Raw genomic sequence first — 17,213 nt, 5'->3', positions numbered from 1 at the left:
ACGATTTCTCGAATTCAAGAAGTTTTTTCCAAAAGAACTATAGTTGAAAAGACTTATTTTATGTATAATAGAATTAGACAAGATCATATATAGCATGTTTTGAAGGAAAAGGTGATTGCATGGCAGATTATCAACAAATAATGCAAAATATAAAATGTCAGATCCTAGACTTGTGGATGGATTTAATAGATGAAAAACTTAATAGTAGTGAATATTTTGAACTATTGAAAGGGATCCTATTACAATACTTCGGTATTTCAAAAAGTGAATACTTACATTTAGACAAAGATATCTTCTACCCTGTCTCAATTGATGCAGCTCATGAGAATAAAACACAAGGTATTCCATGTACATTATTAGAGCAGCATCTTCATCAAGAGTATCCATTCCCAAGCGCATTTGTTGATATTTTGAAAAAGCAACATGATTTTGCCGATGATGTGATAGTTTTACGGGAAGTAAATCAGAACCCGTTTGGCATTATCATTGTACAAGAAACTGGGGATTGGAAACAGTTCGCGAAGACAAAGTATATTCATGACTTTGAAATGCTAATCTCGCGTGTTATTCAGTTAATACAAAAAAATAGTAGAGCCACATATGAACAAAAGATGAATATTGAATTAGTTAGAATGACTAGTATTTTCCATTCGTCTATGGATATTGATAGAATACTAAAAGCACTTCTTCATGGTGTCAGAAGTGCCCTTCCAAAGTTTGATTCGAAACTTATTTTATCAAATGACCAAGATCGTCATTTAACTGTTGATACACATACATTTGATTATATGTCTGAACGTTCTTCCACTATAGAAGCCTTTGTCTCTGGCGATATGAAAATTGAACAGGCAGTAGACATAGAATGGTGTGTATTAAATGCACCGATAAAGGGCCGTCAAGGAATTTATGGAGTGTTACAAGTTTTCGCACCGCTAAATTATATTTTTGGTAAACAAGAGAAAGACCTTATTATGCATATAGCTGAAACATCAGGAAATGCATTAGAAAATGCAAAACTATATCATCAATCACATCGTTTAGTATCAGATCTCCAACTAATAAATGAAACATCCCACCGTTTAAATATGAAATTGAATCAAGAAGAAATGTTATTGTTTCTAGCAAAACAGTTAACAAAGTCGTTCAATCCTAATGAGATTTGCTTCGTTTTAAAAGAAAATGATGTGTATCAAGTAACAACGGGAAGTACGTCCTTTTTCTTTGAAAATGAATCTAAGTCATATTTGAAATATGTCAGTGATCATTTTGATAAATCGACAGATCCATTATTTGTAGCAGATTTCAGCAACTTAGTATCTGATAAAGTCTCGCTTATGTCAATGATGGCTATACCTATTATTATTCGAGAAAAAGTACATGGTTTTAGTATCGTCTTACATAATAATCCGTATTTCTTTTCGTTTGATAGTTTTAAATTAATGCAATCTTTAATACGTCATTCTTCATTGGCAATTTCGAATACAATTTTACGTGATCAACTACAAGAAATGGTCGATCGAGATCATTTAACTAAATTATTTGCTAGAAAATATTTGGATCGATATGTTGAGATTTCGATGGACAAGGATGAAGGAGGTGTCTTCATTTTATTAGATATCGATGACTTTAAAATGATCAATGATACTTATGGACATCAAAAAGGTGATGCGATTTTAGTAACGATTGCGCAACATTTGGTAGACACGGTACAGAGTCAAGGGATTTGCGCTAGGTGGGGTGGCGAAGAAATTGCTATCTATTTACCTAACCAAACATTATTGTCATCAATTGATTTAGTTGATAAGATTGTTTCATCTGTTCCTGAAGTAACAACACCATCTGTAACTGTATCTTCAGGTGTAGCTGCTTGGCAAAAAAATCTAAATCACAATTTCCATTGTGTTTTTCAAAATGCGGATATTGCATTGTATGAAGCGAAAAATAACGGCAAAAATCAATTCCGTTTGTTTGAAATGGATGATGTTACAAATTAAGATGTTAAAAAAAGAGTTACGTCCAATACAATTGTGGGCGTAACTCTTTTGGGATTTTAAAATGAAAGATGTTTCGTTAATACTTGTATAAAATGTTCTATACCTTTACGATCATCATCAGAAAAGCGATTTTGAATAGGGCTATCGATATCAAGTACACCAAAAAGTTTACCCTCAACGATGATTGGAACGACAATTTCTGATTGAGAAGCCGCATCGCAAGCAATATGACCTGGAAATGCATGAACATTTTCAACGACGATAGTTTCTTGTTTCGCTGCTGCAGTACCACAAACTCCACGTCCAATTGCGATATGGACACAGGCAGGTAATCCTTGGAATGGCCCTAACAATAATTCTTCGTTTTTATGTAAGTAAAATCCACACCAGTTAATGGTGTCTAAAAATTGATTTAATAATGCTGAGGCATTGCTTAAATTAGCAATAGTATCTGTTTCGCCTTCTAATAAAGCATCTAGTTGCTTCGCTACAAGTGCATATTGTTCTGCTGAGTTGCCACTATAAGAGGATTGCGTAAACATTTTATCTCTCCATTCTAAATTATCTTAAAGGGAAAATTTTATCATAATGTTGATGTAAATCCGTAACTTGATGAGCGTCAGAGCCAAAAACAAGTGGGATTTTTAGAGCGTCAGCAAGTTTAACATATTGTAATGGAGGATAAGGTTCTTTACAATCTTTTTTTGATAAGCCTGCTCCGTTGACATCTAGCGCATAGTCCTTGAGGGCCATCAGTTGTAAAATCTCTTCAATTTGTTTGTGGTCATCTATTTTTTGTTGATGTGCTAACTGGAATTTATGAACGAGTGTCGGGTGACCGATTCGTTTTGGTTTGTAAGGTCCTAAATCAGTAGAAATAGATTCTTTTACTGTTTCATAATATAGATTGTATACTTCTTTCACAGTCCCAACTGCTTCTGCAAATTCCAGGAAAGTCTCGCTTGAATAGTCAATACATGTATAAGCATTGTTATGTTTTAAAAAGTGAACTGATAAAATAGCATCGTCCAACTGCGGACCGATATCATTTAAAAAGTCTCTTGTTTGTCTTTCATAACCGATAATAAAATCGACTTCTAAGCCAATACGAATACGAATTTCTGAGGCATATTGTTTTTTTAATTCCTTTAACTTTTCTATGTATGGAAATAAATTTTCAGTTATCATACCACTATCTTGCATAGGTGTTGGGTCAGTAAAACCACTAGGGAGAGGTGCATGTTCTGTAAAAGTAATGTCTGTAAATCCGAAATTGATTGCTTTTTTTATGTATTTTTCAAAATTATCTTTCGTACCGTGAGGGCAAAAAGGTGAGTGAATGTGAGCATCTCGTTTCATGAAATATTCCTCCAACTTGTATAATATAGTGATATGGTAGATATTTTTTAAAAATACGTGTAAACGGTAAACAAATTCACCGAAAACATGGTAATATTAAGGTTAATTAATTGGCTGAAATAGTGATTTAGGAACAGGGGGTCTTACGATGCAGTATATCATTCCCGTTATAATCGTACTATGTATTATAGTAGCATTCATTTTCATTTTGCGTCGAAAACATAATAAAGAAATTCAGAGGTTGGATCAGAAAAAACTTCAAATTCAAAACAAACCCGTTTTGGAAGAGTTAACAAAAGTGAAAGCTCTGAACATGAATGGTCAAACAGAAGAGATGTTTGAGCGATGGCGCAATAAATGGACGGAGCTTATGGACGTTGAAATGCCTAAAATCGACGTGCTATTATTTGATGCTGAAGAACTTGTGGATAAATTCCAGTTTGGCAAAGCGACTGACATTGAAAAAGAAATTGAATCACGTATTAATGAGTACGATCAAGAGATGATCCAAATTTTAAAAGAACTTGGTGAATTAATCGGTAGTGAAGAGAAAAACAGAATTGAAATTGAACAGTTGAAGGATCAGTATCGTTCAGCTAGAAAAACGTTGTTAGCTCATCAATATTCTTATGGTCCTGCTGCAGGTCCATTAGAAAAACGTTTAGAGACATTTAATCCGAAATTTGAAGAGTATGAAGTACTAACAGAATCAGGTAACTATTTACAAGCAAGAGAAATTGTTATTACGTTAGATGAAGAAGGGCAACAAATTTTCAAGTTGATAAATGAAATTCCAGCGTTATTAACTGATATTCAACACAAGATTCCATCTCATATTCATGAATTGCGTAATGGTCAACGTGAAATGGAAGAGCAATCTTTCTTCTTAAAACATCTAGAACTGAATGGAAAGTTAGATGTAATGGAAGAAAGCATTGATGAATTTAAACAACAAATTGCTGATTTGAACATAACTTCAGTACAGCATCGAGTAAATGAAATTAAAGATGAAATCGATTCATTTTATGATGCATTAGAAAAAGAAGTAATGGCTAAGCGATTTGTTGATGAAAACTTTGAACAAATTGGTGCAAGATTAGAAAATGTTATTATATCAATTGATGAAACAGCAAAAGAGGCAGAAGAAGTTCAAAAAGGATATCATTTATCAGAAAAAGATGCTGCACTTCCTTCAAATTGTAAACAACAATTGATGTCAGTTCGTCAGAGATATGAATTACTATCTATTCAAGTAAAAGAAGAGCAATCGGCTTATTCTAGCTTGCAAGAGGAGTTAAAGGGAGTTAAAGAAGAAACAGAACGTCTATTTGAAGAGCAAGATCGCTTTGCTGATCGTTTAAAGAGCTTAAGAATTGATGAAAATAAAGCGAGAGCTACACTTGGAAACCTCAAGCAGTTATTGCATGAAACAGATAGAATGTTAAATAAGGCGAATATTCCAGGGATTCCAGAAGAGATGGATGTCCGTTTGGAAGAAGCAGAAGAACAGTTATTTATAGTTGTTCAAAGCTTAAAGGAAGTTCCGTTAAATATGGTAGCCGTACATAAGAATTTGGATACCGCTGAAAAATGTATTCAAGATGTACATAATACAGCAACAGAAATGCTTGAAAACGTATTATTAATTGAAAGAATTATTCAATATGGTAACCGTTATCGTGCGTCTAATCCGACAATGCACCAACGATTATTAGAGGCTGAGCAGGCATTCCGGGAATTCCGATATGCAAAAGCGTTAGAAAATGCTGCAACAGCCGTAGAAGCAGCCGAACCAGGTGCTATGAAAAAAATTCAAGTACTTGCCAAAGACGACAATTGACGTTCATAATAAGAGAAGCATAAAGCCACCGCACGGTAGAGTGCAGGTGGCTTTCTTTTGGAAGGAGAAGGTTACACAATTGATTTATCTTGATCATAGCGCGACGACAAAACCAGATTCAGCCGTATTGCAAACTTTTATACAAGCGAATGAACGATATTACGCAAATCCGGCTTCCCTTCATCAAATGGGTACAGAAGCCAACACATTATTAATGAAAGCTAGAGAGCAAATCGCACAAATTCTGAAAACAGAGCCTGAGCATATAATTTTCACGTCAGGTGGGACAGAATCAAATAACTTTGCTATTAAAGGTCTTGCCAGAGCCAATCAGCATCGTGGTAAGCATATTCTAATCTCCTCGATCGAACATCCATCTGTTATCGAAAGTGCTCGTCATTTAACAAATGAAGGCTTCGAATTAGAATTTATTGACGTAGATAAAAACGGAAGCGTTAAACTATTTGACCTGCAAAGCAAAATTCGTAAAGATACAGTGCTCGTTAGTATTATGCATGTAAATAATGAAATGGGTGCTATTCAACCCATTTTGGAAATTGCGAAGATCATACGTGCAAATAGCCGTGCATTTTTCCATGTGGATGCAGTACAAAGCTTCGGAAAATTGCCGGTGCAATTTCAAGGAAATAATGGCCCAGATGCTTTAACCATTTCTGGTCATAAGATAAATGGCTTAAAAGGAACAGGCCTATTAGCTTTTTCTAAGCGTATTAAAATTCAACCGATACTACATGGTGGCGGACAAGAATTAGGTTACCGTAGTGGAACTGTTGCAGTACCTCAAAATGTTGCATTAGCAAAAGCCATGCGCTTAGCTGTGGAGCAAATGGCAGAGAATACAACAAAATTTGAAAAGTGGCGCGAGGATTTACATGCATTTTTCAATAAATTTTATCATGTCCACATTATTTCAAATAATAATGGTGCACCACATATTATAAGTTGCAGTGTAAGAGGCTTAAAAGGTGAAGTTGTTGTCAATGCATTGCAAAGTGAAGGGTTTATCGTTTCAACATCTAGTGCGTGTTCCTCAAAAGATTCAAGTATTAGTCATGTTATAGAAGCTCTTCAAATAGAAGAAAGTTTCGAAAAAGGTGTTATTCGTATAAGTCTTGGCAATGACTTAACAAATTCGGATATAGAACAATTTAAAGTAGTATTTGCGAAAATGATGAAACAATTAAAAGGAGAGACAATTCAACTATGAAATGGCATGAAATACTAATACGTTACGGTGAATTAACGACAAAAGGACGTAACCGAAAACAATTTATCACGCGATTAAGAGAAAATTTACGCTTCTCATTTGCAGATATACCAGATATGAAAATTCGTGCAGAACGAGATCGTATGTATATTAGCAGTGATAAAGACGATGATATGGATGAACTAATTAAACGATTACCAACAGTTTTTGGTATACATTCTTTTAGTCCAGTTGCAAAATGTGAACCAACTTTGGATGCAATGAAAGAACTTGCGATTAATATTATGAAATCAATCGATACAGATGGTAAAACGTTCAAAGTAAATGCAAAACGTTCAGATAAAAGATTTCCATTAGATACTTATGAGTTACAACTTGAAATGGGAGGACATGTTTTAAGGAATATTCCAAATTTACATGTTCAAATGAAAGAACCTGAAATCGAACTTCGTATTGAAGTACGTGAACATGCAGTATATATGATGGTAGAAGTCATTCCAGGTGCTGGTGGTTTACCAGTCGGTGCAAACGGAAAAGCATTGCTATTATTATCTGGCGGTATCGACAGTCCAGTTGCAGGCTATTATATGATGAAACGCGGAGTGCGAATTGAGGCAATTCATTTCTTTAGCCCACCATATACAAGTGATCGTTCACTTGAAAAAGTTAAAGATTTAGCCGAAAGAATGAGTCGCTTCGGCGCGAATGTACGTCTGCATATCATTCCATTTACTGAAATACAACAAGTAATCCAACAACAAGTGCCAGAAAACGTAACTATGACTTCAACACGTCGTATGATGATGAAAATTTCAGATGCAGTACGCGAAGAAATCGGTGCAACTGCAATTGTAACTGGGGAGAACTTAGGGCAAGTAGCGAGCCAGACTTTAGAAAGCTTAGCTGCTATCAATGAAGTAACTTCAACGCCTATTTTACGTCCGTTAATCACATATGATAAATTAGAAATTATTGATGTAGCAAGAAAGATTGATACTTATGATATTTCAATACGTCCATATGAGGACTGCTGTACGGTCTTTACACCAGCAAGTCCAAAAACAAAACCGAAATTAGAGAAAGTTGTGTATTATGAAAGCTTTACTGACTTCGATGAAATGATTAAAAAAGCGGTACAAAACCGCGAAATTCATACATTCCCGAATCAGAAGCAAGATGAATTTGCAGATTTACTCTAATAGAAGAAAGAATTTCCTGTAATTTGCCTGTATGAAATCCCTCCTTCAGCGCATTCTATATTCACAAGGAGGTGATACACATGGCAAATTCAAATTCAAATCCACTTGAAGTAGCAGGTGCTAAACAAGCGATCGACCAAATGAAATACGAAATCGCACAAGAATTCGGAGTGCAACTTGGTCCAGACGCATCATCGCGTGCTAACGGTTCCGTTGGCGGAGAAATCACTAAGCGATTAGTGCAAATGGCGGAACAACAATTAAAAGGTTACAACAAATAATCAAATGATTATGTAACTGATGGAGAAGCCGGTGGCAGATTTGTCATCGGCTTCTTTTTGTGTTATTTTTATCACCTAGTACTAAGACTTGATAATGTACGCGAGTTGTGCGAAGTTTGAATTTTCTGTATAATATAAATGTTCTTATTATGAGCAACTTAAGGGGGATTATTTCATGAAACGCGAAGATTTACTTGCGCCAGAAGATTATAATTTAGTCGAGGAATTTGAAAAGTATATACATGATGAGGCAAGGAAAGCCATTGTTTATGAAAATGAAAACGGTAATACAGATGAAATCACTTATGCTGACTTAATAAAAAAGGCAAATAAAGTGGCGAATGTATTTACTAACCATGGCTTAAAAAAAGGTGATGTAATCCTTATTATGGTGCCTCGCTTAATCGAAGCATATGTTACCTATGTGGCTGCACTAAAAGCAGGATTAGTTGTCATTCCTAGTTCTGAAATGTTACGTGCAAAGGATATCGATTATCGCCTTGTACATAGTGAAGCCAAAGCCATCGTTTCTTATGAGCCATATATTGAACAATTTGATGAAGTGAAACATTTAGAAGGCTTAAAACTTTTTGTTATTGGCCAAGCACATAAACCTTGGATTGAACTTATTCAAGAAGCAGAAACAACATCTGAACAATTTGATATGGCACCGACAAAAAATACAGATATGGCGTTTTTATCATATACAAGTGGTACAACGGGGAACCCTAAAGGTGTTGTCCATACTCACGGTTGGGCTTACGCACATTTAAAAACAGCGGCAGCTCATTGGCTTGGTATTGAAGATGGTGATCTAGTATGGGCAACGGCAAGTCCTGGTTGGCAAAAATGGATTTGGAGCCCGTTTCTATCGGTATTAGGAAGTGGAGCTACTGGTTTTGTTTATAATGGCAAATTCGAAGCAACAAAATACCTGCAACTATTAGAAAATTATAAAGTAAATGCATTATGCTGTACGCCAACAGAATATCGTATTATGGCAAAAGTGGACGGTTTAGGAGAATATAATCTATCTGCATTACACAGTGCCGTTTCTGCAGGTGAACCGTTAAATCGTGAGGTAATAGATGTATTTGCCAGATTATTTACATTAGAAGTTCGTGATGGCTATGGGCAAACAGAAAATACATTATTAGTTGGCACGATGAAAGGTATGGAAGCGAGACCAGGTTCAATGGGGAAACCAACACCAGGTAATATCGTTGATGTTGTTGATGAATATGGTAAACCATGCCTGGCCGGAGAAGTTGGCGATATCGCTGTTCATGTATCAACGCCTGCCCTTTTTAAAGAGTATTTAAAAGATCCTGAAAGAACGAGCATGCAATTCCGTGGGGATTATTACATTACAGGAGATCAAGCTAAAAAGGATGAAGATGGATACTTCTGGTTTGAAGGGCGTTCTGACGATATTATTATTAGTTCAGGATATACAATTGGACCATTTGAAGTAGAGGATGCTTTAGTAAAACACCCTGCAGTACAAGAGTGCGCGGTGATTGCAAGTCCAGATGAGATTCGCGGTAATATCGTAAAAGCATTTGTCGTCTTAAAAAATAAAGAAGATTATGTTTCAACTACGCTTATTCAAGAGTTACAAGACCATGTAAAACAGCTAACAGCTCCGTATAAATATCCGAGGGCGATTGAGTTTATAGATGAATTACCGAAAACAACTTCGGGTAAAATCCGTCGTATTGAATTAAGAAATCTAGAATTAAATAAAGCATAATGATAGTAATATAGAAGGTCTATAGTCACTGCAATATAGCAGAGGAATAGGCCTTCTTTTTTATGTTACGTTTACTTTCGTACACTAAAGTCATATAATTATAGCGGTAATCTATAAATTGAATATAGAATGAGGTGTTACTATCCAGGAAGAAAAGAAAGGTATACTTTCTGCCTTAGGAGCTTATATTATATGGGGTATCTTTCCACTATATTGGAAAGGATTACAGCATGTTGCAAGCGAAGAGGTTTTAGCAGGACGAGTAATTTGGTCATTTATTTTAACATTAATATTTGTGTGTATCATGAAGCAAGGAAAAATGTTATTAGTGGATTTGAAACAGTTATGGCAGCATCCAAAATCATTTTGGTTACTCGTTACTGCTGCTTATTTAATTTCACTCAATTGGTTTTTATACATATGGGCTGTGAATAATAATCATATTGTTGAGTCAAGCTTAGGTTACTATATGAATCCGTTAGTATCTGTTTTATTAGGGATATTCTTTTTAAAAGAAAAACTATCTAAAGCACAAGTAATGTCTTTCATAATTGCCGCAATTGGCGTTTTAATATTAGTTATTTCATACGGCCAGATTCCTTGGCTGTCATTCGGTTTAGCATTGACATTTGGTGTGTATGGTTTACTGAAAAAGAAAGTACTAGTAGATGCTACAAGAGGACTAGTTTTAGAGACATTCTTTATATTACCTGTTGCCGTGGCATATTATGTTTATGTTTATTTCCACGGAAATATTTCATTTTTACATACTGATATGAAAACAGACGTACTTATTATAGGAACAGGTATCGTAACTGCCGTGCCATTAATATTATTTGCTACAGGAGCGCAGAAGATTCCATTATATTTAGTTGGATTTATCCAATATGTATCACCAACAATAATGTTATTTTTAGGTGTAATTGTTTATGGAGAATCGTTTAGTGGAATAGATTTATTATCATTTTCATTCATATGGGTAGCATTAATATTATTTTCAATTACTAAAATTATAGAAGTTAGAAAATCTAGAAATTAGTAATTTGAAAAAAATTGAAACATTTAGAAGTTTGGTTCGTAAGTTAAAAGAAGGTAAAAGGAGGAAAAGAGAATATGAATACAAAAAGATGGATCGCTTTAGGAGCAGCTGCATTATTATTAGTTGCTTCAATTGGTGTAAATACTGTATTAAAGATTGCAACGACGGATTTTACATCAACATTCGATAACGTGCTTAATATGTCTGGTGGCACTACATACAGTGAACTGCCAATCGAATCAGGTGACTTAAATAAACGAATTGCTGTTTTATCCGTAAACGGTACAATTCAAGATAACGGGGGCTCTGGTTCTTTACTAGGAGGAGCAGCAAGCTATAATCATCAGTTCTTTATGAATCAATTAGAGTCGATTATAGATGATAAATCTGTTAAAGGTGTAGTTTTAAAAGTGAACTCACCAGGAGGTACTGTTATTGAATCGAAACAGATTTATGACAAGATTAAAGAACTTCAAGAAAAACGAAAAATTCCATTGTATGTATCTATGGGATCAATGGCTGCATCAGGTGGTTATTATATTTCAGCACCAGCTGATAAAATCTTTTTAGATGAAGAGACGATGACCGGATCAATTGGTGTAATCATGCAAGGGTTGAATTACGGTAAATTAGCAGAGAAATACGGAATTGAATTTCAAACAATCAAAACAGGTAAGTACAAAGATATAATGAGTCCTACACGTGAAATGACGTCTGATGAGCGCGCTATGCTACAAGAAATGATTAATGATTCTTATGAACGATTTGTAGATGTTATTGAAGATGGCCGTGGCATGAGTGAAAAAGATGTTAAGAAAGTTGCTGATGGTCGAATATTAAATGGTACACAGGCTATTAAAGCTGGCTTAGCTGATGAAATCGGCTATGCAGAAGATACGATTGAAGCGATGAAAAAGGACCATAAACTAGAAGGTGCTGAAGTATTTGAATATGCTACTTCAGAAGATTGGACTTCACTATTCTCTGTGAAAATGAATAATCTATTTGGCGCATCTGCTGAAACACAAGCAATTAGTAAAATTCTTTCTAACTACAATTCTGCACCGCGTATGATGTATATGTACGGTGATGAGTAAGGGGCGATGAAAATTGACGGAATTTGTTGAGGTACACATGATTAGTCAAGAGCCGGTACAGGTTAGAAAAATAGAACAATATCAGTTAAAACCAGCTGGGTTCTGGGTGAGGTTTTGGGCTTACTTATTGGATTTAGCTATCATTAGTGCAATTTCGGGCTTAACAATGAATCCGATTGTGACAATACTTGGAATCGATACTGGTAATACGCCATGGTATGCGCCTGTAACAATTGTCTCTAGTGTTATTTTCTATTTATATTTTGTTATTATGACAAAGTTTTGGAATCAAACGGTAGGGAAAATGGTCTTTGGACTGAAAGTGGTTCATGTAAAAGAGGGTAAGTTAAAGTGGGGTACAGTAATTTTCCGTGAATGGATTGGGAGATTCTTTTCTGCTACTTTACCAGTTATCTATTGGATGGTAGCTTTTACACCAAATAAAAAGGGTTTACATGATTATATTGCAGATACAATTGTAGTTCATGAAAATACTTATGAAAAACATGATAAGATGGTACAAGTAGAACATAAAGAACCTACTGTTGCTGCATCAAAAGAAGAGGGAAATCTAACAGTTGATAAAGAAGCAGTCGATTCTGAGGTCTCTCAGTTGCAAGAGCCTAAAAGATTCGAGTAAGATTAAATACAAGGAGGCGTTGAAATGGTACAAGTAACATTTAAAAACAACCCTGTAACATTAGTAGGTAACGAAGTAAAAGTAGGTGATCAAGCACCTGGTTTTACAGTGCTAGCTCCAGATCTTTCTGAAAAAACATTACAAGATTATGAAGGTAAAATTCGTCTAATAAGTGTAGTACCTTCAATTGACACAGGTGTATGTGATGCACAAACACGTCGTTTCAATGAAGCTGCTTCTGAATTAGGTGAAGACGTTGCCATTTTAACAATTTCATGTGACTTACCATTCGCTCAAAAACGCTGGTGCGGTGCGAACGGTATCGAAAATGTTTATACATTATCAGATCATCGTAATATGTCATTCGGTGATTCTTATGGTGTACATATGAAAGAACTTCGTTTATTAGCGCGTTCTGTTTTCGTTGTAGATCAAGCTGGAAAAGTTGTTTATGCAGAGTATGTATCAGAAGGTACAAACCATCCAGATTATGAAGGTGCATTAGCAGCTGTTAAAGAACTAGTAAAATAAGAATTCTAATGATTAAAACAACATGAAACCCACTCTGCTTTTTTTGAGTGGGTTTCACGTTTGAAGGAGTATATATGGAAACAATTGAAAAACTCTTTTCTTTTATTAATGACAATGCGCAGAAGATAGAGAAAGAACAAGAATTATCCTATTTAGATAGTGTTTTAGAAGTGTTGAATGCATGGTTAGATGGCGATAATGTACCGGCTGGTAAAGTGGCCTCAAAAGAAGATATTCGTAAGGCAATTCAACTGTCTATTTTAAAAGGGATGCGTGAAAACGCACAACCTAATCACCAAATGACTCCAGATGCATTAGGGTTATTAGTTGGTTATTTTGTGGAACAATTTATGGATAGTAGAGAGAAGGATGGCGCTAAAATCAAACTTCTTGATCCAGCAGTTGGTACGGGGAATTTGCTATTAACCGTGATGAATTTACTGCAAGACCGAGCAGATGGGGTTGGAGTAGAGATTGACGAGTTACTAATTCAATTAGCGGCCGCAGCTGCTGATTTAACAGAGCAGCCAGTTTCACTTTTCCGTCAAGACGCATTGCAAAATTTAATGATTGATCCGGTTGATGCAGTAGTCTGTGATTTACCAGTAGGGTATTATCCGAATGATGAAGTAACAAAAGAATTTGAATTAAAGGCTACTGAAGGCATGACATTTGCGCATCACTTATTTATCGAGCAGTCATTGAAATATTCGAAGGATGGCGGATATTTATTCTTCTTAGTACCAGAGAATATTTTTGAATCAGAACAAGCGCAAGGTTTGTATAAATATTTACAAAAAACAGCATGGATTCAAGCAGTAATTCAATTACCGAGTTCACTTTTTTCAAATAAAGCACATTCGAAGAGTCTATTTATCTTACAAAAGAAAAGTGCTGATGGAAAACCTGTGAAGGAAGTATTACTTGCTAAAGTACCAAGTATGACAAATAAGCAAGCGTTAGAAATGTTCTTTACAAAAGTGCAAATTTGGAAAAAAGAGCAGAAATAATACGTAAAAAAGAGGCCCTAATTATGAATAGGGCCTCTTTTTTATTAATAATTATTCAGCGTCAGGTTCTGGTGTACGTACTACAAGTACATCACATTTAGCAGAGCGAACGATGTTTTCAGAAACACTACCGATTAGGAAGCGTTCAACAGCGTTTAAACCGGTTGCACCACAGATGATTAAATCTACTTCGTATTTTTTAGAAATTTCTTTTGTAATAATTGTTTTTGGGGAACCGTATTCGATTAAAACTTTAACATTTTCTACACCAGCTGTTTCAGCATCTTTTTTATAGCCAGCCAGCAACTCTTGAGCAAAAGTTTGAGCACGTTCAGCAATTGAACGGTCATATGCTTCAACAGCAGCAAATGAACGAGTGTCGATTACGTTTACTAAATTTAACGTTGCATTGTTACGTTTAGCAATTCCGACAGCCTTTTTGAATGCCCATTTTGCTTCAGCAGAACCGTCTACAGCCACGATGATATTGTTATAAGATAATGTCATATGTAATTCCTCCTTTATATGTAATATTATTATACCATCCAATAGAAACAAATAAACACCATAATATTGAAGTTATTGTGAAGGCTTTCCAATAAAAGTGTGAACAAATAGGTGAAAAAGAAATGAAAATCTATGTTTACTATTGTTTTTTAAAAAAGACTTATATTGATAGAATTATAAAAAAATATAATTTTCTAAATTAATGCACAAATGAGTGTTAAAATCTGTTAGAATGAACATGTTTTTAAGTATAGTTTCTTGTTCATTTAATTAATACAACAAGAGTCAATATCTTTTCACAATTAGGAGGATGGATTATGAAGATTGGTATTCCAAAAGAGATTAAAAACAATGAAAACCGTGTTGCTATGACACCTGCTGGAGTGGTCAACTTAACAGTTTTCGGACATGAAGTATTCATCGAAAAGGGAGCCGGTCTAGGGTCTGGTTTTGGAGATGAAGATTATGTAGCTGCTGGGGCACATATTGTAGGCACAGCAGAAGAAGCTTGGTCTCAAGAAATGGTGATGAAGGTAAAGGAACCAGTTGCATCTGAATATGGTTATTTCCATGAAGGACTTATTCTGTTTACTTATTTACACTTAGCACCAGAACCAGAATTAACGCAAGCATTGCTTGATAAAAAAGTTGTAGGGATTGCTTACGAAACAGTGCAACTTCCAAATAGATCATTGCCTTTATTAACACCGATGAGTGAAGTTGCAGGACGTATGGCAACTCAAATCGGTGCTCAGTATCTTGAGAAAATGGAGGGCGGTAAAGGTATTCTCCTAGGTGGTGTACCAGGAGTAACACGTGGTAAAGTTACTATTATTGGTGGAGGTATGGCTGGTGCAAACGCAGCTCAAATTGCTATCGGTATGGGTGCTGATGTAACAATTATCGACCTAAGCCCAGAACGTTTACGCGTATTAGATGACCAATTTGGCCGAGATGTTCAAACTCTTATTTCAAACCCATTCAATATTGCTGAGTCTGTAAAAGATTCAGATTTAGTAATTGGAGCAGTACTTATTCCAGGTGCAAAAGCGCCAAAGCTTGTAACTGAAGAAATGATCAAATCAATGTCTCCTGGTTCTGTAGTAGTTGATATTGCAATTGACCAAGGTGGTATTTTCGAATCTTCTGATCGTATTACTACCCATGATAATCCTACTTATGTGAAACACGGAGTAGTACATTATGCAGTAGCAAATATGCCAGGAGCTGTGCCACGTACTTCAACAATGGCACTTACTAACAATACTGTTCCTTATGCTTTGCAAATTGCTAACAAAGGCTATCGACAAGCTTGCTTAGACAATGAAGCATTGAAAAAAGGATTAAATACGCTAGATGGTCATGTTACTTTTGCAGCTGTTGCAGAAGCATTAAACCATCCTTATGTAGATGCAAATACATTATTAAGATAATAATAGTGAAAGTCACTTAGTAATTTTACTAAGTGGCTTTTTTATATAAAAAAGGACTACTCAATAGTAGAGTAGTCCTTTCTGTTATTATAGGATGATTAATTCTTTTGGATATTTTGTTAGAACTTCCACGCCATCTTTTGTTACATATACATCGTCTTCGATACGAACGCCAGTAACATCCCCTTTGTAAATACCAGGTTCGATTGTAAATACCATTCCTTCTTGAAGAGGCATTTCATTGGCCCCGTGAACAGAAGGAAATTCATGTACAGAAATGCCTAAACCGTGACCTAGACGATGTGTGAAATATTCTCCGTAGCCAGCTTCAGTAATAACATCACGAGAAATTTTATCTAAATCCATCGCTCGAACGCCAGGTTTAACAGCTGCAATAGCGGATTCGTTGGCGTTGCGAACAGCATCATAAATCTCTTTTTGAGCGGACGTTGGCTCACCAAATGACACAGTACGTGTAATATCTGAGCAATAGCCATTATAGACAACACCAAGGTCAAATAAGATGAAATCACCTTTTTCAATTTTACGTTCACCCGGATTGCCGTGTGGAGAAGCAGAATTCTTACCACTTAGGACCATTGTGTCGAAAGACATATACACGCCTTTTTTCTTCATAGCTAGTTCAATGGCTGATAATATTTCAAGTTCAGTTTTACCTTCAGCAATTTCACTGCAACCTACTTCTATAGCATAATCCGCTAGAGCAGCTGCTTGTCGCAAGTTTTCAAGTTCTTCTTCTGATTTCACTAAACGCATGTTATTTAATTGGTCATCAAAGCCAACAAATTTTGTAGCAGGGAAGAAGTCATTAAGAGCTTCTAAACGCTCAACAGTTAAATGTGATTTTTCGATTGCTATATTTTGTAATGAAAGTCCACGTGCTTCTGCTGCTTGATGTAATAGTGTCCATGCATTGTCAGTGTCTTCGTGACCAACTACTTCATGTGACCAGCCTGCAGCTTTAGCATCAGGTACTTCCATTTTAGGGCAAATTAAAAATGGTTCAGCATCTTGGAAAATCATTACTCCCAGTAGTCTTTCATGTGGATTACTTTTAAATCCAGATACATAAAACACATTATCAGGTGTTGTTACAAATGCAGCATCAACACTTTGTTCTTTTAAATAGTTTGAAATAGTTTGTATTTTACTCATTATTAATCCCCCTTGGATTGATTTAATAGACCGTGGCTAAATGAGCGCCTAAGGTACTATATTATTAGAATACCAAAAAAGAAGGAGAAAACGTATTGATAACGAATATTTTTTAGTAAGTCTAAA

General features: G+C 35.4%; 16 protein-coding genes. 12 read left to right on the top strand and 4 right to left on the bottom strand.

Translation table 11 applies throughout. The annotated features are described in order from the left end of the window. Positions 1-119 precede the first annotated feature (119 nt). Positions 120-1,994 (top strand): sensor domain-containing diguanylate cyclase, encoded by a 1,875-nt coding sequence (locus tag ACQKM9_RS06485; RefSeq protein ID WP_427733571.1) that lies wholly within the window; start codon positions 120-122, stop codon positions 1,992-1,994. A gap of 56 nt (positions 1,995-2,050) precedes the next feature. Here the strand turns inward: ACQKM9_RS06485 and ACQKM9_RS06480 are convergent, their stop codons facing one another. Together ACQKM9_RS06480 and hisJ are read right to left on the bottom strand one after the other, a co-directional pair. Beyond that, positions 2,051-2,536: a GAF domain-containing protein gene (locus ACQKM9_RS06480; protein ID WP_427733570.1), complete on the bottom strand. Its 486-nt coding sequence runs from the start codon at positions 2,534-2,536 to the stop codon at positions 2,051-2,053. Between the two features lie 19 nt (positions 2,537-2,555). Further along, positions 2,556-3,353 carry a histidinol-phosphatase HisJ gene (hisJ, locus tag ACQKM9_RS06475; RefSeq protein WP_427733569.1) on the bottom strand — a complete coding sequence of 266 codons (798 nt, stop codon included), beginning with the start codon at positions 3,351-3,353 and terminating at the stop codon, positions 2,556-2,558. Between the two features lie 148 nt (positions 3,354-3,501). On the opposite strand from hisJ, the gene ezrA reads away from it, so the two are divergent. The 10 genes from ezrA (at position 3,502) to ACQKM9_RS06425 (ending at position 13,971) form a co-directional block, all read left to right on the top strand. Further along, a complete protein-coding gene (gene ezrA, locus ACQKM9_RS06470; protein WP_427733568.1) occupies positions 3,502-5,193 on the top strand; it encodes a septation ring formation regulator EzrA in 1,692 nt (563 codons plus the stop codon). A gap of 79 nt (positions 5,194-5,272) precedes the next feature. Beyond that, positions 5,273-6,421 carry a cysteine desulfurase family protein gene (locus tag ACQKM9_RS06465; protein WP_427733664.1) on the top strand — a complete coding sequence of 383 codons (1,149 nt, stop codon included), beginning with the start codon at positions 5,273-5,275 and terminating at the stop codon, positions 6,419-6,421. Next, positions 6,418-7,620: a tRNA uracil 4-sulfurtransferase ThiI gene (thiI, locus tag ACQKM9_RS06460; protein WP_427733567.1), complete on the top strand. Its 1,203-nt coding sequence runs from the start codon at positions 6,418-6,420 to the stop codon at positions 7,618-7,620. The genes ACQKM9_RS06465 and thiI overlap by 4 nt, the downstream gene beginning before the upstream one ends. 80 nt (positions 7,621-7,700) lie before the next feature. After that, a complete protein-coding gene (locus ACQKM9_RS06455; RefSeq protein ID WP_038187843.1) occupies positions 7,701-7,901 on the top strand; it encodes an alpha/beta-type small acid-soluble spore protein in 201 nt (66 codons plus the stop codon). 175 nt (positions 7,902-8,076) lie between these two features. Then, positions 8,077-9,654, top strand: coding sequence for an acyl-CoA synthetase MbcS (mbcS, locus tag ACQKM9_RS06450; protein ID WP_427733566.1), 1,578 nt, complete (start codon positions 8,077-8,079; stop codon positions 9,652-9,654). A gap of 142 nt (positions 9,655-9,796) precedes the next feature. Then, positions 9,797-10,693 carry an EamA family transporter RarD gene (gene rarD / locus ACQKM9_RS06445; RefSeq protein ID WP_427733663.1) on the top strand — a complete coding sequence of 299 codons (897 nt, stop codon included), beginning with the start codon at positions 9,797-9,799 and terminating at the stop codon, positions 10,691-10,693. 74 nt (positions 10,694-10,767) lie between these two features. After that, entirely contained in the window at positions 10,768-11,790 is a 1,023-nt protein-coding gene (sppA, locus tag ACQKM9_RS06440; RefSeq protein WP_427733565.1) for a signal peptide peptidase SppA, read from the top strand. Between the two features lie 13 nt (positions 11,791-11,803). Further along, positions 11,804-12,430 carry an RDD family protein gene (locus ACQKM9_RS06435; RefSeq protein ID WP_427733564.1) on the top strand — a complete coding sequence of 209 codons (627 nt, stop codon included), beginning with the start codon at positions 11,804-11,806 and terminating at the stop codon, positions 12,428-12,430. 24 nt (positions 12,431-12,454) lie between these two features. Then, on the top strand, positions 12,455-12,961 hold the full coding sequence (gene tpx, locus ACQKM9_RS06430) for a thiol peroxidase (RefSeq protein ID WP_427733563.1): 507 nt from the start codon (positions 12,455-12,457) through the stop codon (positions 12,959-12,961). A 74-nt stretch (positions 12,962-13,035) separates the two neighbouring features. Continuing rightward, positions 13,036-13,971 carry a class I SAM-dependent methyltransferase gene (locus tag ACQKM9_RS06425; protein ID WP_427733562.1) on the top strand — a complete coding sequence of 312 codons (936 nt, stop codon included), beginning with the start codon at positions 13,036-13,038 and terminating at the stop codon, positions 13,969-13,971. A gap of 51 nt (positions 13,972-14,022) precedes the next feature. On the opposite strand, the gene ACQKM9_RS06420 is transcribed toward ACQKM9_RS06425, so the two are convergent. Beyond that, on the bottom strand, positions 14,023-14,478 hold the full coding sequence (locus ACQKM9_RS06420) for a universal stress protein (RefSeq protein WP_038187813.1): 456 nt from the start codon (positions 14,476-14,478) through the stop codon (positions 14,023-14,025). Between the two features lie 317 nt (positions 14,479-14,795). On the opposite strand from ACQKM9_RS06420, the gene ald reads away from it, so the two are divergent. Beyond that, on the top strand, positions 14,796-15,911 hold the full coding sequence (ald, locus tag ACQKM9_RS06415; RefSeq protein ID WP_427733561.1) for an alanine dehydrogenase: 1,116 nt from the start codon (positions 14,796-14,798) through the stop codon (positions 15,909-15,911). A gap of 87 nt (positions 15,912-15,998) precedes the next feature. Here the strand turns inward: ald and ACQKM9_RS06410 are convergent, their stop codons facing one another. After that, a complete protein-coding gene (locus tag ACQKM9_RS06410) occupies positions 15,999-17,087 on the bottom strand; it encodes a M24 family metallopeptidase (RefSeq protein WP_427733560.1) in 1,089 nt (362 codons plus the stop codon). Positions 17,088-17,213 lie beyond the last annotated feature (126 nt).

Source organism: Viridibacillus sp. NPDC093762, from assembly GCF_050279675.1.
Taxonomy (GTDB): Bacteria; Bacillota; Bacilli; order Bacillales_A; family Planococcaceae; genus Viridibacillus.
This window is presented reverse-complemented; position numbering and strand designations above follow the sequence as displayed.

Excerpts from the sequence above, each read along its gene's own strand:
- ACQKM9_RS06485 (WP_427733571.1), top strand. The coding sequence starts at position 120 with ATGGCAGATTATCAACAAATAATGCAAAATATAAAATGTCAGATCCTA.
- ezrA (WP_427733568.1), top strand. The coding sequence starts at position 3,502 with ATGCAGTATATCATTCCCGTTATAATCGTACTATGTATTATAGTAGCA.
- ACQKM9_RS06410 (WP_427733560.1), bottom strand. The coding sequence starts at position 17,087 with ATGAGTAAAATACAAACTATTTCAAACTATTTAAAAGAACAAAGTGTT.
- mbcS (WP_427733566.1), top strand. The coding sequence starts at position 8,077 with ATGAAACGCGAAGATTTACTTGCGCCAGAAGATTATAATTTAGTCGAG.
- ald (WP_427733561.1), top strand. The coding sequence starts at position 14,796 with ATGAAGATTGGTATTCCAAAAGAGATTAAAAACAATGAAAACCGTGTT.
- ACQKM9_RS06455 (WP_038187843.1), top strand. The coding sequence starts at position 7,701 with ATGGCAAATTCAAATTCAAATCCACTTGAAGTAGCAGGTGCTAAACAA.
- sppA (WP_427733565.1), top strand. The coding sequence starts at position 10,768 with ATGAATACAAAAAGATGGATCGCTTTAGGAGCAGCTGCATTATTATTA.
- hisJ (WP_427733569.1), bottom strand. The coding sequence starts at position 3,353 with ATGAAACGAGATGCTCACATTCACTCACCTTTTTGCCCTCACGGTACG.
- tpx (WP_427733563.1), top strand. The coding sequence starts at position 12,455 with ATGGTACAAGTAACATTTAAAAACAACCCTGTAACATTAGTAGGTAAC.
- ACQKM9_RS06425 (WP_427733562.1), top strand. The coding sequence starts at position 13,036 with ATGGAAACAATTGAAAAACTCTTTTCTTTTATTAATGACAATGCGCAG.
- ACQKM9_RS06420 (WP_038187813.1), bottom strand. The coding sequence starts at position 14,478 with ATGACATTATCTTATAACAATATCATCGTGGCTGTAGACGGTTCTGCT.
- thiI (WP_427733567.1), top strand. The coding sequence starts at position 6,418 with ATGAAATGGCATGAAATACTAATACGTTACGGTGAATTAACGACAAAA.
- ACQKM9_RS06480 (WP_427733570.1), bottom strand. The coding sequence starts at position 2,536 with ATGTTTACGCAATCCTCTTATAGTGGCAACTCAGCAGAACAATATGCA.